The organism is Pseudoalteromonas sp. Z9A5, from assembly GCF_011378875.1.
GTDB lineage: Bacteria > Pseudomonadota > Gammaproteobacteria > Enterobacterales > Alteromonadaceae > Pseudoalteromonas.
Genome location: NZ_WTLC01000003.1, coordinates 82,855 through 105,535 on the forward strand (window position 1 = coordinate 82,855; position 22,681 = coordinate 105,535).

General features: G+C 38.7%; 21 protein-coding genes. 14 read left to right on the forward strand and 7 right to left on the reverse strand.

Annotation, left to right across the window (positions count from 1 at the left end; all coding sequences use genetic code 11):
- Nucleotides 1–90: 90 nt before the first annotated feature.
- The 4 genes from bioD to bioB are packed head-to-tail and all read right to left on the reverse strand — an operon-like array spanning nt 91 to nt 3,903.
- On the reverse strand, nt 91–774 hold the full coding sequence (gene bioD / locus GQR56_RS02935; RefSeq protein WP_024609581.1) for a dethiobiotin synthase: 684 nt from the start codon (nt 772–774) through the stop codon (nt 91–93).
- Between the two features lie 28 nt (nt 775–802).
- Nucleotides 803–1,702: a methyltransferase domain-containing protein gene (locus GQR56_RS02940; RefSeq protein WP_166109099.1), complete on the reverse strand. Its 900-nt coding sequence runs from the start codon at nt 1,700–1,702 to the stop codon at nt 803–805.
- Entirely contained in the window at nt 1,699–2,850 is a 1,152-nt protein-coding gene (locus GQR56_RS02945; protein WP_166109100.1) for an 8-amino-7-oxononanoate synthase, read from the reverse strand. Before GQR56_RS02945 ends, GQR56_RS02940 begins: the two co-directional genes overlap by 4 nt.
- Nucleotides 2,851–2,862: 12 nt before the next feature.
- Entirely contained in the window at nt 2,863–3,903 is a 1,041-nt protein-coding gene (gene bioB, locus GQR56_RS02950) for a biotin synthase BioB (protein WP_024612103.1), read from the reverse strand.
- Nucleotides 3,904–3,997: 94 nt separating this feature from the next.
- Here bioB and bioA point away from each other — a divergent pair, with 94 nt between their 5' ends.
- From bioA to GQR56_RS02990, 8 genes are all read left to right on the forward strand, one after another.
- Nucleotides 3,998–5,299 (forward strand): adenosylmethionine--8-amino-7-oxononanoate transaminase, encoded by a 1,302-nt coding sequence (gene bioA / locus GQR56_RS02955; protein WP_166109101.1) that lies wholly within the window; start codon nt 3,998–4,000, stop codon nt 5,297–5,299.
- A 160-nt stretch (nt 5,300–5,459) separates the two neighbouring features.
- Nucleotides 5,460–6,272, forward strand: coding sequence for a hypothetical protein (locus GQR56_RS02960; RefSeq protein ID WP_166109102.1), 813 nt, complete (start codon nt 5,460–5,462; stop codon nt 6,270–6,272).
- Nucleotides 6,273–7,313, forward strand: coding sequence for an extracellular solute-binding protein (locus GQR56_RS02965; RefSeq protein ID WP_166109103.1), 1,041 nt, complete (start codon nt 6,273–6,275; stop codon nt 7,311–7,313).
- Complete coding sequence (locus GQR56_RS02970) at nt 7,313–8,812, forward strand: iron ABC transporter permease (RefSeq protein WP_166109104.1); 1,500 nt, start codon at nt 7,313–7,315, stop codon at nt 8,810–8,812. Before GQR56_RS02965 ends, GQR56_RS02970 begins: the two co-directional genes overlap by 1 nt.
- 14 nt (nt 8,813–8,826) lie before the next feature.
- The gene (locus tag GQR56_RS02975) at nt 8,827–9,843 is read left to right on the forward strand and encodes an ABC transporter ATP-binding protein (RefSeq protein WP_166109105.1); all 1,017 of its coding nucleotides are present in this window, start codon (nt 8,827–8,829) and stop codon (nt 9,841–9,843) included.
- Nucleotides 9,844–10,287: 444 nt separating this feature from the next.
- Nucleotides 10,288–11,478, forward strand: coding sequence for a PAS domain-containing sensor histidine kinase (locus GQR56_RS21680; RefSeq protein ID WP_166109106.1), 1,191 nt, complete (start codon nt 10,288–10,290; stop codon nt 11,476–11,478).
- Nucleotides 11,453–11,818 carry a response regulator gene (locus GQR56_RS02985; protein ID WP_166109107.1) on the forward strand — a complete coding sequence of 122 codons (366 nt, stop codon included), beginning with the start codon at nt 11,453–11,455 and terminating at the stop codon, nt 11,816–11,818. The genes GQR56_RS21680 and GQR56_RS02985 overlap by 26 nt, the downstream gene beginning before the upstream one ends.
- A 40-nt stretch (nt 11,819–11,858) precedes the next feature.
- Entirely contained in the window at nt 11,859–12,923 is a 1,065-nt protein-coding gene (locus GQR56_RS02990; protein WP_166109108.1) for a two-component system response regulator, read from the forward strand.
- 455 nt (nt 12,924–13,378) lie between these two features.
- Here GQR56_RS02990 and GQR56_RS02995 read toward each other — a convergent pair whose 3' ends face one another.
- Nucleotides 13,379–13,813 carry an AAA family ATPase gene (locus GQR56_RS02995; RefSeq protein WP_024612615.1) on the reverse strand — a complete coding sequence of 145 codons (435 nt, stop codon included), beginning with the start codon at nt 13,811–13,813 and terminating at the stop codon, nt 13,379–13,381.
- A 298-nt stretch (nt 13,814–14,111) separates the two neighbouring features.
- Here GQR56_RS02995 and asnS point away from each other — a divergent pair, with 298 nt between their 5' ends.
- Complete coding sequence (asnS, locus tag GQR56_RS03000) at nt 14,112–15,509, forward strand: asparagine--tRNA ligase (protein ID WP_024612616.1); 1,398 nt, start codon at nt 14,112–14,114, stop codon at nt 15,507–15,509.
- 271 nt (nt 15,510–15,780) lie between these two features.
- On the forward strand, nt 15,781–16,707 hold the full coding sequence (locus GQR56_RS03005) for a substrate-binding domain-containing protein (protein ID WP_166109109.1): 927 nt from the start codon (nt 15,781–15,783) through the stop codon (nt 16,705–16,707).
- 88 nt (nt 16,708–16,795) lie between these two features.
- On the opposite strand, the gene GQR56_RS03010 is transcribed toward GQR56_RS03005, so the two are convergent.
- Entirely contained in the window at nt 16,796–17,722 is a 927-nt protein-coding gene (locus GQR56_RS03010) for an FAD-binding protein (protein ID WP_166109110.1), read from the reverse strand.
- Nucleotides 17,723–18,472, reverse strand: coding sequence for an electron transfer flavoprotein subunit beta/FixA family protein (locus tag GQR56_RS03015; protein WP_166109111.1), 750 nt, complete (start codon nt 18,470–18,472; stop codon nt 17,723–17,725).
- A gap of 221 nt (nt 18,473–18,693) precedes the next feature.
- Between GQR56_RS03015 and GQR56_RS03020 the strand changes: the two genes are divergently transcribed.
- The 4 genes from GQR56_RS03020 to tsaA all read left to right on the forward strand — a co-directional run bounded on the left by GQR56_RS03020 (nt 18,694) and on the right by tsaA (nt 22,669).
- Complete coding sequence (locus GQR56_RS03020; protein ID WP_166109112.1) at nt 18,694–20,340, forward strand: electron transfer flavoprotein-ubiquinone oxidoreductase; 1,647 nt, start codon at nt 18,694–18,696, stop codon at nt 20,338–20,340.
- 133 nt (nt 20,341–20,473) lie between these two features.
- Entirely contained in the window at nt 20,474–20,938 is a 465-nt protein-coding gene (locus GQR56_RS03025) for an acyl-CoA thioesterase (RefSeq protein WP_024612986.1), read from the forward strand.
- Nucleotides 20,939–21,192: 254 nt separating this feature from the next.
- The gene (locus tag GQR56_RS03030) at nt 21,193–21,762 is read left to right on the forward strand and encodes an outer membrane beta-barrel protein (protein WP_166109113.1); all 570 of its coding nucleotides are present in this window, start codon (nt 21,193–21,195) and stop codon (nt 21,760–21,762) included.
- A 202-nt stretch (nt 21,763–21,964) separates the two neighbouring features.
- Complete coding sequence (gene tsaA / locus GQR56_RS03035) at nt 21,965–22,669, forward strand: tRNA (N6-threonylcarbamoyladenosine(37)-N6)-methyltransferase TrmO (protein WP_166109114.1); 705 nt, start codon at nt 21,965–21,967, stop codon at nt 22,667–22,669.
- Nucleotides 22,670–22,681 lie beyond the last annotated feature (12 nt).

Sequence of the window (22,681 nt, forward strand, 5' to 3'; positions counted from 1 at the left end):
GTATGCTATTTCAAGGCTTAAACACAATAAATAAGTTCATGTATTCAATACAAAAACCGCTTTGTATTTAACAAAGCAGTATTTTAATTTTTAAGAATTTAAATCGAGAGTATTGAGTAAGCTTTTGTATATTTGTAATTTAGGAGTTTGCTCGCTGTATGGGCTTATGGCAAGTATTGGGAACGGTAAGCGTGCTTTAAGTGAATCAAGGTTTGCTTGGTACTCGTCCATATTTTTATCTACTTGGTTTGCAATCCAGCCAACGCAGTTTATACCCATACTTTGCATATGCGCAGCGGTTAATAACGCATGATTTAAGCAACCTAGCTTCATACCTACAACGAGTATTACCGGCATCTTTTCTGCTTTAACCCAGTCGTATAAATAATCGTTTTTATTAATTGGTAACGCCCAGCCACCAGCGCCTTCGGTAAGTATATAATTAGCGCCCTGTTGTTTTACGTTTTTATAAGCATCACTTAGTTTATCAATAGTAATACTAACTCCCACTTGCTCAGCGGCTATGTGCGGCGCAATAGGTGGTGCAAACGCAAACGGATTTACTACGTCGTATTTAGCGCTCACTGTTGCACTTTCCATTAGTATGAGGGCATCGGCGTTTACTAGTTGATCGAATGCCATTTCGCAGCCAGCAGCAAGAGGTTTAAAACCAATGGCTTGTTTTTTGTGTTGGGCAAGTAACTTTAGTAGCAAGCTGGTTACGTGAGTTTTTCCGGCATCGGTGTCGGTGCCTGTTATAAAAAATTCTTTCATGCATTGCCTTTAATGTCTTTGGGCTTATTTAGTGTTTTTCTAATGATAACAGCACCACATGATAAGACACACATGCTTTATTGTTTATAAGCGGATACGCACTGCATACTTTTTGTAAAGCAGATTTGGTAAGTAACCCTTGGCGTGTATTAGTATGATTTTGCGTTGTTGCACCAATAGCTTTAATAGAGGCAATAGCTTTTAAAGGTGTTGTATATTCATCGGTGTAAATACGTTTTTTAGCGCTGTTAATAGTAAACCCTGCATTTTGGACTGATTGGTTTATATGCAATTCACTATTAAAGGTATTTATGTGGCTGTTAGAATCAAGCGCTGCAAAGGCTGTTTTTATTTCGTTAAGTGAGCCCTCTACCAAAGTGCTTATGTACGCCTGCCCGCCTGGTTTTAATATGCTGTAAAGTGATTGCATTAAAGCCGAAAAATTAGCAGACCACTGCACTGCAAAGTTACTGTAAATAACATCAACACTGTTTGCTTGTAGCGGTAAGTTATCCATATCGGCGCATATTTTTGATGTAGTTAAATCACTACTTTGCAGCATGTTTAAGCTCAAATCCATTGCAATAACGCTTGCAAACATACTTTGTAAGGTATGCGTATTAACAAGCGGACCTGCACCTAAATCAACACAAAGCTTATTTTTATTAAAGTCTGGTTTTATGAGTGAAAATAAATCGCTTGCTGCGTGTTTTTGTACATTTGCATGGGTGTTATAACGCGCTGCCGCCTTTGAAAACTTACTTTGTGTAGACTTTTTAAGCTCCTTGTTTAGCTCCTTATTTAGCTCCTTGCTTAACTCTCTATCCAATTCGCTAGTTAACTCGTCATTTAAATCGCTACCCACTAGGCACGGTTTTACAAGTTGTGTTTGCACTAGGTCTGTTTTTAATACTGGCTGAGCAGTCATGCTATTGCACCTGCTAAGTGCTTAACTAGGTGCGTTATGTCTTGCTCGGTATGTGCGGCTGTTAAAGTAACGCGTAAACGTGAGGTGTTATGTGCAACCGTGGGCGGCCTAATTGCAGTAAGCCAAATACCCTGTTGTTTAAGTTTATCTGCCGCTTGCAATGTTTGCTCAGCACAGCCTAATACTATGGGTTGTATGGCTGTGCTTGATTTCATTACTGCAATATTATGGGTTTTAGCGAGTTGCTTAAATAACGCAATATTGGCATTTAGCTTATCGCGTTTATCATCAGCTTTTTTTATGCTTTTAATACGCGCAAGTGTGTGACTTGCCATAAGCGGCGACATAGCGGTTGAATACGTGTAATCGCGATTAAATTGCAGCATGTAATCAATAAACTGTTTACTGCCTAATACACAGGCGCCACTGCTAGCCACTGTTTTACCAAAGGTAATGACTAATATATCTGGCAGCGTTTGAGTAATAAACGCTTCGCAACTGCCCAAACCGGTTTTGCCTAATGCACCAAAGCCGTGTGCGTCGTCAATCATTAGCCATGCGTTGTGCTGTTTTGCAAGTGCGAGTAATTCTTTAAGAGGCGCGGTATCGCCATCCATCGAAAATACGCCTTCGCTTATAATTAGCTTGTTTTGCGCTTTTGATTTTTCGAGCCGTGAACGTAAATGGTTCATGTCGTTATGATTAAAACGTACTAAAGCCGCGTTAGAATGCATAGCCCCGTCAATCAGGCTTGCATGATTTAACTTATCTTGAAAAATAGCGCTGTTTTGTGCAGCTGCTTTATCTTGAAACAACGCTTTAATTACGCTGCTATTAGCGCTAAACCCTGAGTTAAATAGCATCCCTGCGCCATAACCAAATTGCTCGCATAAGTATTGCTCAAGCGCTTTTTGCTGCGCCTGATAACCTGTCACTAATGCGGAGCTGTGGCTGCCTAATGCTTGGGAGTCATTAATATTAACAGCCACATCTCCAAAGCCTAAGTAATCGTTACTGGCAAAATTAAGATAGGTTTTATTATTAACCGTTATGGTACGCGCTGTTGCATGTTGCACTACGTGGCGCTTACGAAGTAACGCATCTTGCTGGCGAGCCTGCAGATGCGTATTTATAAAATCAAAAGGCATAGATATAAAAGCCTACGCTTCGTAAAACAATTCAGACGTTGCTTTGTCGGCTACTTGCGATGAAAGCGAGGCTTCTACTGCTTCGTCTGAATAGTCGTGACGCGTTTCGGGGTTCATACCTAGTTTTTTAATTAGGTTCATATCGGCATCAGCGTCTGGGTTTTCGGTGGTAAGAAGTTTGTCGCCATAAAATATTGAGTTAGCGCCTGCAAAAAAGCACATTGACTGCATTTGCTCGTTCATGGCGTTACGCCCTGCCGATAAACGTACATAACTGTGTGGCATCATAATGCGTGCTGTTGCAATGGTACGTACAAATTCAAAATGATCTAAATCGTCTGCGTTTTCAAGCGGTGTGCCTTTAACTTTAACGAGCATATTAATAGGCACGCTTTCTGGCTGTTGTGGCAAATTAGCTAGCTGCATCAGTAACCCATAACGGTCGCTTGCTTGCTCGCCCATACCGACTATTCCGCCTGAGCATACTTTCATACCGGCATCGCGTACGTGATCAATGGTATTTAATCTATCTTGAAAAGTACGGGTTGATATAATTTGTTCGTAATACTCAGGTGACGTGTCGAGATTATGATTGTAGTAATCAAGCCCTGCGTCTCTAAGCTCATGGGCTTTTTCGTTAGTGAGTTTACCCAGCGTCATACAGGTTTCTAACCCTAGCTCTTTTACTTCTTTAACCATTTGCGAAATGTATGGCATGTCTCTGTCTTTTGGATCTGACCAAGCAGCGCCCATACAAAAACGCGTCGCGCCTTTTTGTTTTGCAAGGCGTGCTTGCTCTACTACTTTTTCTACTTCTATTAAGCGTTCGCGTTCTAAATCTGTTCGGTAATGACCCGACTGCGGACAATACTTACAATCTTCTGGGCAAGCGCCTGTTTTAATTGATAACAAGGTAGAAATTTGCACTTCATTTGGGTTGAAGTTAGCACGGTGAACCGAGGCGGCTTTAAAAAGTAAATCGTTAAATGGCATTTCAAATAATGCTTTAACCTCATCGTGGGTCCAATTGTGACGAACAGGTGCAAGTTCCATAATACTCTCTTATTTTTTTCATAACGGTGATATTGGCTTAGTCTACGAGTTGAAGTACCATTGTCAACGAACCAAACCAATTTAAAGTTTACATATGAATAAAAAGAATACGATTGACCTTGATTTTGATCGTGAGCACATTTGGCACCCATACACATCTATGACCAAGCCAATTCCGGTATATCCCGTTACACATGCAAATCACAATATTATTCACCTCGAAACTGGCGAGCAATTAATCGATGGTATGGCCTCGTGGTGGAGTGCAATACATGGCTATAACCACCCTGTTATAAATAACGCCATGATTGAGCAAATTAATAATATGAGCCACATTATGTTTGGCGGTATTACGCATAACAGTGCGGTAGAGCTGTGCAAAAAAATAGTAAATATAACGCCACCTAGTTTAACTAAAGTGTTTTTAGCCGACAGCGGCTCAGTAAGTGTTGAAGTGGCAATAAAAATGGCGCTGCAATATTGGTTAAGCCAAGGTATTACTACAAAACAAAAATTAATGACACCTTACAAGGGCTACCATGGCGACACCTTTGCAGCCATGAGCGTATGCGACCCAGTTAATTCAATGCATAGTTTATATTCAGGCTTTTTACCTGAGCATGTATTTGTGCCTGCACCGGTTAGTAAATTTGATAGCGAGTTTAACCAAGCAGAAGCCCAAGAGCTTGAAGAATACTTTAAAACAAACCACAGCCAAGTAGCCGCCTTTATCATTGAGCCTATTGTACAAAACGCGGGTGGTATGAACTTTTATCACCCTGATTATTTAGCTTGCGTACGTAAATTGTGCACCCAATATAACGTACTGCTAATTTGCGACGAAATTGCCACAGGCTTTGGTCGTACTGGTAAATTATTTGCTGTAGAGCACGCCAATATAGAGCCCGATATAATGTGTATTGGTAAAGCATTAACCGGCGGTTCAATGACGTTATCAGCCACTATAACAAGCGATAAAATAGCTATTAGCATAAGCGAAGGTGAAGCGGGTGTTTTAATGCATGGCCCTACGTTTATGGGTAACCCGCTTGCCTGTGCAGCAGCCTGCGCAAGTATTGATTTATTACTTGCGCAAAACTGGCAACAACGAATAAGCCAAATAAACATCCAACTACAACAACTTAATAAATGCAGTGAACTAGATGCGGTTGCCAATGTGCGTACCTTAGGTGCAATAGGCGTTGTTGAGCTAAAGGATACTGCTGGTAATGTTGATGTTGCTAAAATTCAGGCTTATTTTGTAGAGCAAGGTGTGTGGATCCGCCCATTCGGTAAACTAATTTACCTTATGCCACCGTATATAAGTGACGAAACCAGTATAAAAACACTGTGTGATGCTATTTATAACGCCATTAAAGGCAAGCATTACGCTTAATAACGGGGCTCAATACAACTTATAGTGCTATTTATAGGTAACTTACCGCTACATTTAGTGTTTTTATCTATTAAGCGAGTTTGTGGTTATTGATCTCGCTAACCATAAGCTATATGATAATGGCTATCATTTACAATTACTCTTTTTGGACTTTTCTGCTATGAATTTATTATTTAAACCAGCAAAAACCTTAGGTGCAAGCCTTTTACTAGCCTCGGCGTTTATGGCTCAACCTGTATTTGCCAACGGCCCTATTGGTGAGCATGTAAACCATCTTCAAGAAAACATTAAAAGCTATAACGAAGAAGTAGAATGGATGGTAGGCAAAGTTGATACTATGGTAAGCGACTACGATACTAAAGGCGCAAAAGCGGTAAAAACTGATGATTTAATTGAATATTGGGAATCAGTAAAATTTCATAGCGCAATAGAAACTAACTTTGTACCGGTATACGCTTCTATTTGGCAAGGTATTTACGGCGTTAAAATGGCTATCGAAAACGGTAAACCAGCAGCTGAAGTACGTAAAGAGCAAGAAGCGATGAACATAGCCTTGTGGCAAGGTCTTGGGGCTGTTAAGCTTGCTGCAAAATTCCAGCAAAAAGGCTTGTTAGACGCTGTAAAAGCAACCGCTACAACTCAAATGACACAAAGTGCCACTATTGATGAAATTAAGCACAAATTAGACCGTGTAGTAGCTAAATTTGCTGAGCGTTTACAAGACGAAGCAACTGAAATTGTTCACGATACTTACCTACACCTGTTTGAAGGCGTAGAAGGTACTCTTATCGAGCAAGACGCTAAACTAGTTGAAGTGCTGGAAAAAGACTTTAACGTAACACTGCCACAAGCAATTAAAAACAGCAAAAGCGTAGATGAAGTACGCGATGTGATTAGTGATATGCAAACAAAATTAGACCGCGCTAAGGTTTTAATAGAAAAAGCCGAAAAAGCACGTAAGGATGTATTTTAAGTGAAGCGTAGGACCTTTATTCAAGGCCTAGCTGCGTTAGGGGTGGTTGGCTCATTGCCACTACCTCTTTCTCGTGCGCTAGCCGCTGATATAGCAAACCCTGTTTCTGTTGATGATTTACCAAAGCTTAAAGGTGAGCTAACCCTTTATTTAGGCCGAGGCGAAGGTGGTTTGTATGAAAACGTATTACAAGCAATCCAGAAAAAAAATCCAGACTTTAAACTCGGTATACGCCGAGGTCCAACGGCTGCGTTAGCTAATACCATTGTTGCTGAGTCTAAAGCGGGTGTTCGCCGCGCTGATTTATTTTGGGCAGTTGACTCAGGCGCGATTGGTTTAGTAACCGATGCAGGCCTTGCACAACCTATTCCAAGTGATTTATCTGCTCAGTTACAACCACAATTTAGATATAAAGAGTGGGCACCTGTAACTGGTCGCATTCGTACATTGCCATATAACACGTCGCGTTTGACCAAAGATCAAATTCCAACAAGTATTATGGAAATTGCCGACAGCGATTTAAGTATTGGTTGGGCGCCCGCCTACGCTTCTTTTCAATCATTTGTAACCGCAATGCGAATTTTAGAAGGCGACGACAAAACCGCTAAGTGGCTTAAAAAGATTCAAAAACGTGCTAAAACATACGCTGGTGAATTAGGTGTTGTTATGGGCGTTGAACGTGGCGAAGTTGATATTGGTTTTGCTAATCACTATTACACATTGCGTTTAAAATCAGGCAAGCCTGATGCTAAACTTGATTTAGCATTTACACAAAATGATGCTGGCTGTTTAGTTAATGCATCGGGTGTATTAGCGCTTAACGACGATCCGCTTGCTGCTAACTTTATGCGTTACTTACTAAGTAAAGAAGTACAAGGTTACTTAGCCAGCGAAGCGTACGAAATTCCACTAGTAAATGGTATTACCCAACCTGAAGGTTTACCGTCACTTGCTAATATTTCTCCACCTAAAGTAGATTTAACACAGCTTGCTGATTTACGCCCTACTATAGATTTGATGCGTAGCAGCGGCGTATTGTAATGAGAATACCTACCTCTTACCCAATGGCGCTGCTTGCAGCGCTCATTACGCTTACCCCTGTTTTTATATTAATGGTACTAGCGAGCGATTCAAGCTCAGTATTTGATAGCCACAATCTTAAAATTTTAGGCAACACGTTATCTTTAATGGGATTAACGGTAGTAGGCTCTATTTTAATTGGTGTGCCACTGGCGTTTATTAGTGCCTATGTTCATTTACCTTTCAAAAAACTGTGGCTAGTTATATTTGCAGCCCCGCTTGCAATACCTAGTTATATTGGCGCTTTTACACTTTATGCTGCTTTTGGTCCTGGAGGTGAAATAAATACCTTAACGGGAATAGAAACACCATCAATGTACGGTCTAACAGGCGCTGCAATTGTAATGACGCTGTATACCTTCCCATTTGTAATGATGACAACTCGTTCATCTCTACTTAGCCTTGATGCGAGTATGGTTAACGCAGCACGTACGCTAGGCATGTCGATGACACAAAGCGTGTTTAAAGTAATATTACCGCGTGTAGTTAATGGTATTGCAGCTGGCTCGTTATTGGTCGCGCTTTATACATTATCAGACTTTGGTACACCGGCAATGATGCGCCTAGATACCTTTACCCGTGTAATTTACGTTGAATACAACTCGTTTGCTTTAGGCCGCGCAGCAATGCTTTCGCTGCAACTAATGGTTATTGTAGGGTTTTTATTATTACTAGAATCACAAATAAAAACAGCGACCGAAAAACAAGGTCGTTCATTAGTGTTATTCCCTAAAAAATGGCAGTTAAGTGCAATGTTTTTAACGTTTGCTCCTATATTGTTTTTAGCTATTGGTTTACCGCTTGCCATATTTTCGCTTTGGTTAGCACGAGATGGTTTAAGTTCTTTTGATTTTAGTATTGCATGGAATTCAACATATGCATCGCTTATTGCCGCTGTAGTAACCGTTATTGTTGCAATACCCGTTGCACATGCAGCACTTAGTGGTAAAGCGGGCAAAATAATGGAACGAGTCACTTATTTTGGTTTTGGTATTCCGGGTATAGTAATGGGCACAGCGCTTGTTTACGGTGGTTTGCAGTTATCATTTTTATACCAAACATTAGGGCTGCTTATTATTGCTTATATGCTGCGTTTTTTACCGCTTGCAGTAGGCTCTGTAAGAACAAGCACCGAACACTTAGATCCAAGCTTAGTAAAGTCTGCGCGCGTACTTGGCGCAAGCCCCCGCGAAGTATTTACTCGCATTACACTGCCTTTAACTATGCGCGGTATTATTGCTGGCGCAGCACTGGTATTTTTAGAATCAATGCGCGAATTAGAAGCCACTTTGCTACTTGGTCCTACTGGGTTTGAAACCCTTTCGACTTATTTATGGCGTGTATACGAAGCGGGATATTTTGGTCGTGCTGCTATTCCTGGATTACTTTTAGTAGTGATTTCTGCCTGCGCGTTAGCTATTATGCTTTCTGGCGAAAAACGCAACCAGTTTGAACACTAAGGATTTAAAAATAAATGCTATCTGTAAGTAAGTTGTCTATAGATTATGGAAGTAACCGTGTAGTAAGCGATTTAAACTTATCACTGGGTGAAAACGAAATCCTTATGCTTGTAGGACCTACAGGTTGTGGTAAAAGTACTATTTTACAAGCACTCGCTGGTCTTATACCTATTAGCGAAGGTGAAATAAACGTTGATAAATGGCGTGCAACACCAAAATTAACGGTACCTCCCGAAAAGCGTAGTGTAGGCATGGTATTTCAAGATTTTGCGTTATTTCCGCACTTAACCGTACAGCAAAACATTTGCTTTAGATTAAAAGATACAGCCCCTGCCGAGTATTGGATAAACCTACTTGGACTGAGCGATTTTAGAGAAAAAAAACCAGCAACGCTTTCTGGCGGACAAAAACAACGTGTAGCACTTGCGCGCACCCTTGCCCATCAGCCAGACTTTGTATTGCTTGATGAGCCGCTTTCTAACTTAGATGCTGCCCTTAAAGACATGCTTCGTTGGGATATTAGAAACGCACTTAAAGCCGCTGGCGTACCTGCTATTTGGGTAACACACGATCAAGAAGAAGCTCTTTCGGTTGGTGATCGTGTTGGCGTTTTAAAAGGTGGTAAAATTCAGCAAATCGATACACCCGAGCGCTGCTTTAGCACGCCAAACAATCGTTTTGTGGCACGTTTTTTAGGTGAAGCCAGCTTTATTAGCGGCCAATTTAGCCAAGGACAAGCCACTACCTCAATTGGTAATGCGCCCGCTCATGGCGTTGACTGTGAAAGTGGCGACGTTGATGTACTACTTCGACCAGACGATGTGTTACTTGTACAAAGCAGTGTTGGCAATAACGGCGAAGTAATTTGGGTACGTTTTGAAGGTGGCAGCCGCTTGTGTGCTGTAAAACTTGCGTGCTCTACGGTTGTAACTAGCCGAGTAAGCCATGAAGTTGTTGTAAACCCTGGCGATGAAGTACATGTATCACTAAGTACCTCGCACCCATTAGCGGTTTATAAATCTATAGACTGATTAAAATATTGATGTAGGTATTAATTTAAACATTAATACCTACATCAATACTTGCTATTTAGAGCCAAAATTCAATTTTAAATACGTTCCCCGTTAAAACCCTATTGCGCTTAAAACTAATACTTTCTACCTTTAAAAAATTCACTATAGTCAATAAAAAACAATAATATGCAGGTTAAATTATGAACCTGTTGCTATTAATCGGCTGTTACTGTTTACTGAACAAAGATTAATGTTCAAACAGTTCCCCTCAGGTATCGTTTATCAGGTTACGCCTTTTATATTAGTTAAAACCACACACATACATTAAAACACATTATTAAGCATTGCTTTTAGCTAACGTATTATAAAAATAAAATTATATTCACAGCGTTAATGAACCTAAATTATTCTTTATAAGTTTAAGATAATGTTCAGCCCTTAATGGTACAAAGGATTTAGAAAGTGGATAAAATAAGTACCAAAAAAGAACTATTAGAATACTCTGAAAGTATTGTAAATACAGTTCGAGAACCACTCATTGTTTTAGATCAGAACTTAAGAGTAGTAACAGCGAGTCGCTCATTTTATGAGTTTTTTCGCGCTAATCACAAAGACACCGTTGGAAAGTTAATATACAACCTTGGTAATAATCAATGGAACATTCCCAAGCTTCGTGAATTATTAGAAACCATATTGCCTCAAAAAACGAGCTTTGATGATTACAAAGTTGAGCATAATTTTAAAACAATTGGCTGGCGTACAATGTTGCTCAACGCAAGGCAAATTAAACGTACTCAGTCAAAAGATCGAATTATTTTATTATCTATCGAAGACATTACCGAACGTAATGCGATTCAAGAAGGGTTAGTAAAAGCAAACAAAGAATTAGAAGTGCTTACAAATGATTTAGAAAGTGCAGCTCGAGTTAAGTCAGAGTTTTTAGCAAATATGTCGCATGAACTGAGAACCCCGCTTAATTCTATTAATGGTTTTTCTGAGGTACTTTACGATGAGACATTTGGCACTTTAAACGACAAACAAAAACAGTATGTTAAAAATGTACTGGTAAGTGGCAAACACTTACTGTTACTTATTAACGAAATACTGGATATGGCAAAAATTGAAGCGGGCAAAATGACTCTGACCATTTCTCATTTGCCAATTCGCCAAGTACTGCACGAAATTACGGGGCTTACAGCAGATACAGCTAATCAAAAAAAACTGAACATGTGCCTTGAAATTGCTGATGATTTACCCTCTATTGAAGCTGATTCTCTTAAAGTTAAACAGATACTTTATAATTTGCTTTCAAATGCAGTTAAATTTACGCCTGATACTGGTCAAATTGGTGTTAAAACACGCCATACTGATACAGAAATAGAGATAACAATTTGGGATACGGGTATTGGTATTGCGGCTGAAAATATGGAAAAAATATTTGAAGGCTTTTTTCGCATAGAAACCCCCTACTCTAGATTAACAGAAGGTACAGGACTTGGACTGCCTATTGCAAAAAGTCTAGTAAAGTTGCATGGAGGCGAATTTGTTATTGAATCTGAAGGTGTTAATAAAGGCACTTCGGTTCGTATAACTTTGCCAATTAAACAAAAGCCTATGGTAAAGCATAATGAAAACCAAAATAGTAGTAGTTGACGATAACGCTAATAATCTATTGCTAGAGGAGGATCTTTTACTCATGGCAAATTTTGAAGTATTCACTGCCATGAATGCAAAAGATGCCCTTTTGGCAATAAGACGTGAACACCCAAAAATTATTATTTTAGATGTTCAACTACCAGATATGTCTGGAACAGAAGTTGCCAAAATTTTGCGTGATGAAAAAGAAACTGCAAATATCCCTATTGTATTTGTTACGGCTTCTGTTTTACCCGCTGATATAGACCAATTACTGTGTATACCTAACAGTGCGTATATTTCTAAGCCTATAGACACACGCATGTTCGCTAAACAAATAAGTTTATATATAAAGTAATAACCACCTTGGTTCAAACCTTAATACACAGGAAAAGTTGATGAAAGATAGCCCTTTAATTTTGGTTGTTGATGACAATCTTCAAAATATAGAACTCATGCAAGCTTACCTTGAACCTAAGGGATATAAAACAGTAACCGCTACTGGTGGTCAACAAGCATTAGACTTGTTAGCCGAGCAACCAATTGACATTATTTTACTTGATATAATGATGCCAGGCATGAACGGTTTTGAAGTAACACGCCGTGTTAGAGAAAATGCTGTATTAAAACTTTTACCTATCATACTTATTACTGCTTTAAGAGAGACAAAAGAACGAGTAGAAGGAATTGATGCTGGTTGTGATGACTTTATTACAAAGCCTGTAGATAAAAACGAGTTGTTATCGCGTGTTAAGTCCCTTCTTAAAATTAAAGACTATAACGATTTAAGAACTAATTATCAGAAGCAATTAGAAACTGAAGTTGCCCAAAGAACTGAGTCATTAAAACAAGCAATGCAAGCTATTAAAGATGCATCGCTTGAAACAATTAATAGATTAACTAAAGCTGCTGAATATAAAGATGAAGAAACTGGCGCGCACATACAACGAATGAGTTTATATTCTGAAGCCGTTGCACGCAGCTTTGGATTAGATGAAACGACAGTTGAAAACATTTTGTTTTCAGCGTCAATGCATGACCTAGGAAAGATTTCTACACCTGATCATATTTTGCTAAAGCCGGGTCAACTAGACGCCGCAGAATGGGAAATAATGAAACAGCATACCGTTGTAGGCGCGAGTATACTTTCAGGTTCTGATTCTGAAGTTATTAAACTAGGTGAAGTTATTGCTCGCTCACATCATGAAAAATGGGACGGCTCTGGTTATCCTGATGGCTTAAAAGGTAATGAAATTCCAATTGCAGCACGCGTAGTTGCTATTGCTGATGTATTTGATGCCCTGTCGTCAAAGCGTCCTTATAAAAAATCATTCTCACAAGAGAAAACATTTGCCATTATTAAAGACGGTAGCGGAAGTCACTTTGATCCAGAAATAGTAGATGCTTTTTTTGCAGTTCAAGAAGATATTTTAGCGATTAAACAAAAGTATGCTGAAAAGTAACACGTCCATAATTAATTAAAGAAAACGCTATAAACGACCATACCCCAATAAGCCTTCACCAATGCAAGGCTTTACTCAAATGGTTTTTTTAAATACTTTAAACCTCTGCCAATATTGAAATAAGTGACTATATTTATTAAAACAATCCAGATGGACCTGAGAATTTTGAAGCAAATGTGCTTTACCACTTTGGTTTTATTGGTGATAAAACAGGGTCTGTTTATCTTTCTAGATTAAGCCAGTAAAGTAGTAGTAGCAAACGATGTGTTTGCTTGTACGACTGCAAGCAGTAATCCGGAAATTTATAAAAAGCCGTTTTGATAGCGCAACTATTAATAAACTTTAAGATATTTCATGGCGAGATTGGAGCAGCAATAAAATTACTGCTCATTTAGATGCTATTACAAAATGTGATATTAACGCTTTAACTAAAATCTAGTTAATAGATTTAAAAACTACCACTCAAACATGTACGCCATTTTGCTTATTGTTTTAAGCGGAATATGGTGAGAGTTACGCTTAGCGTATAAATGTTGCATAGATTTGTCTTTAACTTCACCCACTATCACTTCTTTTACCTGATAACCTAAAGCGGTAGCCGCTTGTGAGTACGCTACAAATTCCCACTTTTTGATATTAGTATTATCAACAATCACCAAGGGTATTCCTTGAGCAAGTGAATTTATAAAGCGCGCTAAATTTAAATTATGAAATTGCGGTAATTTAAATTTATCAAAGTGGTATTCCCCCTGATCATCAATAAAATAATCATCAGTCGAACAAATTAGATATTGGCTTTCGTCAGCCCCGCCTAATTCATCAGCTAGGTTTTGTGCATAGTAAGACTTACCGCTTCCTGGTAGTCCTCGTAAAATAAAAACTTGTTTCATAGCATCGATTTTTTTAAGAGTGAATAAATATAAATTTGATTTGTTGTTAATAATGCCACAAAACCATTAAATTTAAGAGCACCAAATAACAATTGTGGCAATTAAACCCTAAAAACTGTTTAAAAATAAACCGCATGCATAAAAAGTTTTAAAGAGTTGCCTACAATAGTTTTTTTATTTAACTTTACTAGGTAAGATACAGGGTTCAAGTGCAGCGCCGTTTATGAGCAATTAAAGCCAGAGTGCTGCGCACAGTTAAATAAAAATAGTTAGGCAACTTATTATCATTGGAGTGAAGATGAGCCATTTAGCGATTTCAGAGCTATTAAAAGGCAATGTTGCGGTAGACAGCCAAGTAACAATTAAGGGCTGGATCCGTACTCGCCGCGATTCAAAAGCAGGAATTTCATTTTTAGCCGTTCATGACGGTTCGTGTTTTGATCCGATTCAAGCGGTAGTTCCTAATTCACTTAATAATTATGATGAAGTTACTAGCTTAACAGCCGGTTGTTCTGTGTCGGTTACAGGTGTTTTAGTTCAATCTGCTGGTCAAGGTCAATCTTTCGAAATACAAGCTAATACAGTGACTGTATTAGGTTGGGTAGAAAACCCTGATTCATATCCAATGTCGGCAAAGCGCCACAGCATTGAGTACTTACGTGAGCACGCTCACCTTCGCCCTCGTACAAATATGATTGGCGCAGTAACTCGTGTACGTAACTGTTTAGCACAAGCTATTCACCGTTTTTATCACGAGCAAGGCTTTTACTGGATCAGCACGCCAATCATTACAGCAAGTGACTGTGAAGGTGCTGGCGAAATGTTCCGTGTATCAACGCTTGATATGCAAAACTTACCGCTTACAGACAAAGGCGAAGTTGATTACAGCGAAGATTTCTTTGGTAAAGAAGCATTTCTTACTGTATCTGGTCAGTTAAACGGTGAAACTTACGCGTCTGCAATGTCAAAAATTTACACGTTTGGCCCAACATTCCGTGCAGAAAACTCAAACACATCTCGCCACCTTGCAGAATTTTGGATGGTTGAGCCTGAGGTTGCGTTTGCTGATTTAGAAGACATCGCAAAACTTGCTGAAAACATGCTTAAGTATGTATTTAAAGCAGTACTTGAAGAACGCCGTGATGACATGGAATTTTTTGCACAACGTGTAGAAAAAACAGCAATTACGCGTTTAGAAGAATTTGTAGAAAAAGACTTCGCACAGGTAAATTACACTGAAGCAGTAGAGATTCTTAAAAACTGTGGTAAAAAGTTTGAGTACGCTGTTGAATGGGGTGTAGATTTACAGTCTGAGCACGAGCGTTACCTTGCTGAAGAACACTTTAAAGCACCAGTAGTTATTAAAAACTACCCACGTGACATTAAAGCATTTTACATGCGCCAAAACGAAGACGGTAAAACCGTTGCCGCAATGGACATCGTAGCGCCTGGTATTGGCGAGATCATTGGTGGTTCACAACGTGAAGAACGCCTTGATGTGCTTGATGCGCGTTTAGAAGAAATGGGCTTAAACAAAGAAGATTACAGCTGGTACCGCGATTTACGCAAATACGGTAGCGTGCCACATTCAGGCTTTGGTTTAGGCTTTGAGCGCTTAGTTGCTTATGTAACAGGTATGGGCAACGTACGTGACGTTATTGCCTTCCCTCGTACTAAAGGCAGCGCAACTTACTAAATTGGTAAGTAAACTGTTTTAAAATATTGAAAAACCAGCTTAGTAGCTGGTTTTTTTATTCAATGAAAGTATATTTGGGCTCGTCATTTAACAACAAAAAAATCTCTCATACCGGTCTAAAAATAGTAGATCGTCATAAATTTACAAATTAAAACCCACAACAATTAATACTTATCAGTCGCGTAATTAACTGTAATAAACTTGCTACAAACTACCCTCCTATTTCACCTATATGGTCTATAGTTTAATAAAAGAACTTAAGGCTATTTATATGATTAAAAACTTTATTTTAGCAGTATCGGTACTTGCTTCTACATATTCTATGGGGGTATCAAACAATAATAATCAATTTAATAAACCTCTACTCATAGGCGGCTCATCCTCGGTATCTCACTTACTTGAACTGGTTAAACCGGGCTATCAAAAGAAAACAAATACTCCAATGCAAATTAGATCAATGGGTAGTGAAAAAGGCATAAGAGCAATTGCAGAAAGCTTTATTGATTTAGGGTCAAGCTCTCGTTATTTAACAAATGAAGAACAAGAGAAATATCCACATATAACGCAAATTATAATAGCTCAAGATGCGCTTGTCTTTTTTACTAATATTGAAAATAAAATAGATAATATATCGGTTGAAGAGTTAAGAAATGTTTACTCAGGAAAATATGAAAACTGGCAGCAAATAAACCCAGACTACTTGCCTAAACGTACAAGTGATAAGAAGGTTTTACTGTTTAGTAAAGCAACTAATCATGGGACATTTGATATATTACTTGAGTTTTTAGACCTCAATTATATGCAAATACCAAACAGCAACACTATAAAATTGAAAAAATCAGGTAATCGTGGTCTTTTCTCAAAACAAGATGTGCAATTATATGATGAATTTAATCAAGCATTAGGTATCGTGCAAAGAATGCCAAATGCTATTGCATACGAGTCCTACGGTGCAATATCTCAATTACTGGGTAGCAAACAAATAAACAAGGTTAATATTTTAGGAATAGATGGCGTTAAAGTAAATCATGAGAACATTCAAAATGGTAATTACACATTTGTAAGACCATTAATATTATTAGTAAACAGCCAATCGGAGCGCTCTGTTGCGCAAGCTAAACTGGTTTTAGATATATTAAAAACTAAAAAGGTAAAAACAGCATTATTAGATCATCATTATTCAATGGCAGAATTTTAATTACTCTATAAACTACATAACTAAAAAAAGCCGTAATACCCAAAGAGTATCACAGCTTTCAACCAGAATAAGTTTGTTTATTTAAAGACTATAAAGCACTTTCGAGCTGTGGCAGTACTTCAAATAAATCTGCGACTAACCCGTAATCTGCAACTTGAAAAATAGGTGCGTCTGGGTCTTTATTAATCGCGACAATTACTTTTGAGTCTTTCATACCCGCTAAATGCTGAATAGCACCGCTAATACCTACTGCAATGTATAAATTAGGCGCTACAATTTTACCTGTTTGACCAACTTGCATGTCGTTAGGTACAAAGCCTGCATCAACCGCTGCGCGCGACGCACCAATCGCAGCACCGAGTTTATCGGCAATACCATTAAGCAAAGCAAAGTTTTCGCCGTTTTGCATACCACGACCACCCGATATAACCACCGTGGCAGCCGTAAGCTCTGGACGTTCTGACTCTGTTTGTTCAACACTTACAAAGCTACTTAATTGTGAATCTGACACAGTATCAATATTAGTAACAACCGCTGCTGATTGCTCACCTTGTAAATCAAAGCTACTTGCACGTACGGTAATTACTTTTTTACTATCGAGTGACTTAACCGTTGCGATTGCATTTCCTGCATAAATAGGACGTTTAAATGTATCGGCGTCCACTACTGCAATAATTTCAGAAATTTGCGCAACATCTAATAACGCAGCAACACGTGGCATAAAGTTTTTGCCTGTTGTCGTCGCACTTGCAACAATGTGACTGTAGGTATCGCTAAGTGATAAAACTAAATCTGTCATGCTCTCAGCTAACTGATGTTCATAAACGCTATTGTCAGCAACTAAAATATTAGCTACGCCTTCAATGCTAGCAACTTGTGAGCTCATTGCGCTTAGGCTGTTACCTGCAATAAGTACATCAACAGGAAAACCCATTTTTACTGCGGCGTTAATAGTTTTTGAGGTTTCTGGTTTTAAGGCACCGTTATCGTGCTCTGCAATTACGAGTGTTTTCATTTAAATCACCTTTGCCTCTGTTTTTAATTTTTCTACAAGCTGTGCAACGTCTTCAACAATTATTCCTGCTGTACGTTTAGCTGGCTCTTCTACACTTATTAATTGAATACGTGGTGTTAAATCAACACCAAGCGAATCAGCTGCTATTACTTCAAGCGGCTTACGTTTAGCTTTCATAATATTTGGCAGTGATGCGTAACGAGGCTCGTTTAAGCGTAAATCAGTTGTAATAATTGCAGGTAGATTAAGTGCCACCGTTTGCAGGCCGCCGTCCACTTCGCGGGTTACGTTTACTTTGCCATCGTTAATAACCACTTTTGATGCAAATGTACCTTGCCCACGATTAGTAAGCGCAGCAAGCATTTGACCTGTTTGATTATTATCTGAGTCGATTGACTGTTTACCTAAAATTACAAGCTCAGGAGATTCTTGTTCAACAATTTTAGCCAAGAGCTTTGCAATATGAAGTGACTCGAGCTTTTCATCGGTTTCGATGTGAATTGCTTTGTCGGCGCCCAATGCTAATGCTGTTCGTAATTGCTCTTGCGACGCTTTTGGACCAATAGTTACTGCAACAACTTCACTGGCTGTACCAGCTTCTTTAAGGCGTATTGCTTCTTCTATCGCTATTTCACAAAACGGGTTCATTGCCATTTTTACGTTAGTTAAATCAACGTCGCTGTTATCACTTTTAACACGAGCTTTTACGTTGTAATCAATCACTCTTTTTATTGGTACGAGAACTTTCATAGGAACTCCATAATAATTTAAACCTACAAGCTGACGTTCACGTCAACTTATTTATTTTATGAAATTAGACTACTTCCTGTTGACGTAAACGTCAACCTAAAATAACCTTTAACTATTCACAGTCTGTAACGTTTAATTTGCAAGGTTAAAAGTAGGCTGTACACCTTATTTAAATGTGTAGTAAACATTCGAATAAGTCCGTCATAGATTAAGAGGTTATTATGGTCGAACGTGAAACCATGGAATTTGATGTAGTTATTGTTGGTGCTGGCCCTGCGGGGCTTTCAAGTGCAATTAAACTCGCGCAATTAGCACAAGAAAAACAACAAGAGTGCATGATTTGCGTAGTCGAAAAAGGTTCTGAAGTGGGTGCACATGTACTCTCTGGTGCCGTTTTTGAAACCAAAGCTTTAGACGAACTGCTACCAAATTGGCAGGAGCTTGGTGCCCCTGTTACGACCAAAGTAACCAACGATGAAATTTATTGGTTTAATAACGAGCAAAAAGCGACATCAATCCCCCACTTTGCTACGCCAAAAACATTTCATAATAATGGTAACTACATTGTGTCTATGGGTAACGTATGTCGATGGCTTGCAGAGCAAGCTGAAACGTTAGGCGTAGAGATATTCCCAGGGTTTAGTGCTCACTCTTTAATAATTGAAGATAAAGCAGTAAAAGGGATTATTACTGGCGATATGGGTGTCGACAAAGATGGTAATGAAAAAGACGGTTACATGCCTGGCATGGAACTTAGAGCAAAATACACGATTTTTGCTGAAGGTTGCCGTGGTCATTTAGGTAAGCAACTAATCAATGAGTTTGCACTTGATGCGGATTCATCACCGCAGCATTACGGTTTAGGCTTTAAAGAAATTTGGCAAATAGATGAAAGTAAGCATGAGCTTGGTAAAGTTGTTCATGGTACAGGTTGGCCACTTAGCGGCGATACTAACGGTGGTGCATTTATGTATCACAGTGAAAACAACCAAGTTGTTGTTGGATTGATTATTGATTTAAATTACTCAAACCCACATTTAAGCCCGTTCGATGAATTTCAGCGAATGAAGCACCATCCAGTATTTAAAAACGTACTAGAAGGTGGCGAACGTATTGCTTACGGCGCACGTGCTATTGCTAAAGGTGGCTTGCATTCATTACCAAAAATGCATTTTGCGGGTGGCTTAATTGTTGGTTGTGATGCAGGCACACTTAACTTTGCAAAAATTAAAGGTAATCACACCGCAATGAAATCGGGAATGATTGCCGCTGAGATTATTTTTGAAGCATTGCAAAATGAGTTGGCAAATACCGATTTAACTCATTATCAAACTGCGTTTGAGAAATCGTGGGCATATAAAGAGTTATATCAATCTCGTAACTTTGGCCCTGCTATGCACAAATTAGGTAAGTTTATAGGGGGTGCGTATAACACGCTTGATCAAAACATTTTTAATGGTGGTTTACCGTTTACGTTTAAAGATAATACACCCGATCACTCTACCCTTGTTGATGCTAACGCCGCTAATAAAATTTCGTACCCAAAACCAGATGGGCAGCTTAGCTTTGATAAACTCTCAAGTGTGTTTTTATCAAATACTAATCACGAAGAGTCACAGCCGTGTCATTTAAAGCTCAAAGATGCGTTAATTCCTATTAACGTAAACTTAGTTAAATTTGATGAACCCGCACAGCGTTATTGCCCTGCGGGTGTTTACGAAGTACAAGAAATAGCAGGCAGCAAAGAGTTTGTTATTAACGCTCAAAACTGTGTGCATTGTAAAACCTGCGACATTAAAGACCCGAGCCAAAATATTACATGGGTAACACCGGAAGGCGCTGGTGGACCAAACTACCCAAATATGTAACTAAATTATGCGCTACATAGATATATAATTGCGTTTTTTACATATAAATTATAAACATATCCTAAATTGCAGGGGCTTCGGCCTCTTTTTTACGTTATGCTAATAGTAGTTTTAATAAATATGAGTGTTATCTATGCCGTCGTCAAAAGTTGTTTTTCGTTTTTTAGCAGAGCCTACCGATGTAAATTTTGGTGGTAAAGTTCATGGTGGGGCCGTCATGAAATGGATTGACCAAGCAGGCTATGCATGTGCTGCTGGTTGGAGTGGTCATTACTGTGTAACAGTTTCGGTTGCGGGTGTTAAATTTAGACGCCCTATATTAGTAGGTCAAATTGTAGAAGTAGAAGCTAAAATAGCGCATACCGGTAAAACAAGTATGCAAATTTTTATTCAAGTTCGTTGTGGCGATCCAAAAACACAAAATATGGTTGAAACAAATCATTGCGTTATCAGCTTTATTGCTATGGATGAAACGGGCTACCCAATTGAAGTACCTTCATTTTCGGCTGTAACAGATGAAGATATTAAATTAGAAAACTACGCTATAAAAATGAAAGAAATAGCAATTGAAACAGAAAACTTACTTCATACCGTTTAGTTTCTGACTTTGAGTACTGCTGTGTAAAAAACTCATTATGCTTTGTAAAACATACAACTTATTTTAGAGTACTTAATTAAATAAAAGTTCACCTTGATTATAAAACACGCTAAAAGCTGTAAAAACCAATACAAAAGTAGGTTTTTAGCCGTGTTTTTAATCAACTTTGTAATTGGCATGCTCACTGCAAGTAAATAATTGAAGTTTGATTAACTAAATCAAGCATTTGATTATTTTTCTAAAGGAGCTATTCAATGATTAAAACACTTTCTCTTTCAGCTATTGCACTAGCAACACTGGGTTTTAACTCTGCAGCACACGCTGACATTTCTGATTTCGATTCTCCACGTATTTATACTGGTATCGGTTACGGTCAATATTCTTTTGAATTTGAAGACAGTGACAACGACACCGATTTTGACGACGATGCACAAATGCTAAAAGGCTACGTTGGTACTCAATTTAACGAGTACTTAAGCTTAGAGCTTGCTTATCAAAATTTTGATGAAGTTAGCGATATAGACCAAAAAGCTGAAATTGATGGCGTATCGCTTGCCGCACGCCTAGGTCTTCCAATATCTGACAGCTTTACCGTGTATGCAAAAGGCGGTTGGTTTGAATGGGATGCAGATTACACACAAGAATTACCGGTAGGTAGTGTATCAGCGTCTAAAGATGGCGGTGATGCGTTTTACGGTGCGGGTGTTGAATACGCACTTACTACAAATGTTCAATTTCGTTTAGAATATGAACGCTACAAACTTGATGACGACATTGACCCAGATATGGATGTAGCATCTGTATCAGTTCAATACATGTTTTAATTAAACCTTAAAACGCATATAAGAGGTAAGCTTAGGCTTACCTCTTTGCTTTTAGTTACTCTAAATACAAGCTTATAGACCGCACAGTCTAATAATCATCATTTAAACCAGTCAGTCTTTAAGTAATAAACTCACTTACATTAATGCCATAAACGCTAAATACAGGTAGAATAGCGCTCTATTTTATTTGTACCCGAGTACTATGAGCGATTATAACATTTCGGCTATTGGCCATATTCAATCTCCATATAAACAAAAGTTTGCAATACCTAGGCAGCCTCGTTTAGTACCACAAGCCAAAGCTAAACTTATTTTTGCTCCTGATTTTAATCGTGAAGAGTTTGTACGTGGATTAGATGAATTTACTCATATATGGCTGCTATTTCGTTTTCATGAAACAGCTGATAAAGGCTACTCCGCCATGGTACGCCCTCCTCGTTTGGGCGGAAATGAGCGAAAAGGTGTATTTGCTACTCGTGCTACATTCAGACCAAACGCGATTGGCATGAGCGCTGTAAAACTCGAAGGTATTGAGTATAAAAACGGTCAGCTTAGCTTATTACTTGCTGGTATTGATTTACTTGATGGCACACCTATCATTGATATAAAACCGTATTTGCCGTATTCAGACTCAATGCCCGATGCAAGCGCAGGCTTTGCCGATACTCGCCCAGAAACAGAAATGACGGTTGAATTTAGCCCTCAAGCAATTGAGTTTATTAATGCGCAAACTCAATACCCAGAGTTACATGACTTTATATCAAATGTGTTAAAACAAGATCCACGCCCTGCTTATAAAAAACAAAAAGAAGAAATGCAAAGCTATGGAATGACCTTATATAACTTTAATATTCGTTGGCAAGTAAATGACTCCCATAACTTGGTAACAAACATAGAAAAAAACTAAATAACTCACTTA

Bases quoted from the DNA above. Each gene is read 5' to 3' on its own strand.
- GQR56_RS03020 (WP_166109112.1), top strand. From the start codon at position 18,694: ATGGTCGAACGTGAAACCATGGAATTTGATGTAGTTATTGTTGGTGCT.
- GQR56_RS02995 (WP_024612615.1), bottom strand. From the start codon at position 13,813: ATGAAACAAGTTTTTATTTTACGAGGACTACCAGGAAGCGGTAAGTCT.
- GQR56_RS03010 (WP_166109110.1), bottom strand. From the start codon at position 17,722: ATGAAAACACTCGTAATTGCAGAGCACGATAACGGTGCCTTAAAACCA.
- bioD (WP_024609581.1), bottom strand. From the start codon at position 774: ATGAAAGAATTTTTTATAACAGGCACCGACACCGATGCCGGAAAAACT.
- tsaA (WP_166109114.1), top strand. From the start codon at position 21,965: ATGAGCGATTATAACATTTCGGCTATTGGCCATATTCAATCTCCATAT.
- asnS (WP_024612616.1), top strand. From the start codon at position 14,112: ATGAGCCATTTAGCGATTTCAGAGCTATTAAAAGGCAATGTTGCGGTA.
- GQR56_RS03005 (WP_166109109.1), top strand. From the start codon at position 15,781: ATGATTAAAAACTTTATTTTAGCAGTATCGGTACTTGCTTCTACATAT.
- GQR56_RS02985 (WP_166109107.1), top strand. From the start codon at position 11,453: ATGAAAACCAAAATAGTAGTAGTTGACGATAACGCTAATAATCTATTG.
- GQR56_RS03015 (WP_166109111.1), bottom strand. From the start codon at position 18,472: ATGAAAGTTCTCGTACCAATAAAAAGAGTGATTGATTACAACGTAAAA.
- bioB (WP_024612103.1), bottom strand. From the start codon at position 3,903: ATGGAACTTGCACCTGTTCGTCACAATTGGACCCACGATGAGGTTAAA.
- GQR56_RS02940 (WP_166109099.1), bottom strand. From the start codon at position 1,702: ATGACTGCTCAGCCAGTATTAAAAACAGACCTAGTGCAAACACAACTT.
- bioA (WP_166109101.1), top strand. From the start codon at position 3,998: ATGAATAAAAAGAATACGATTGACCTTGATTTTGATCGTGAGCACATT.
- GQR56_RS02990 (WP_166109108.1), top strand. From the start codon at position 11,859: ATGAAAGATAGCCCTTTAATTTTGGTTGTTGATGACAATCTTCAAAAT.
- GQR56_RS02975 (WP_166109105.1), top strand. From the start codon at position 8,827: ATGCTATCTGTAAGTAAGTTGTCTATAGATTATGGAAGTAACCGTGTA.
- GQR56_RS02960 (WP_166109102.1), top strand. From the start codon at position 5,460: ATGAATTTATTATTTAAACCAGCAAAAACCTTAGGTGCAAGCCTTTTA.
- GQR56_RS03030 (WP_166109113.1), top strand. From the start codon at position 21,193: ATGATTAAAACACTTTCTCTTTCAGCTATTGCACTAGCAACACTGGGT.
- GQR56_RS02970 (WP_166109104.1), top strand. From the start codon at position 7,313: ATGAGAATACCTACCTCTTACCCAATGGCGCTGCTTGCAGCGCTCATT.
- GQR56_RS03025 (WP_024612986.1), top strand. From the start codon at position 20,474: ATGCCGTCGTCAAAAGTTGTTTTTCGTTTTTTAGCAGAGCCTACCGAT.
- GQR56_RS02945 (WP_166109100.1), bottom strand. From the start codon at position 2,850: ATGCCTTTTGATTTTATAAATACGCATCTGCAGGCTCGCCAGCAAGAT.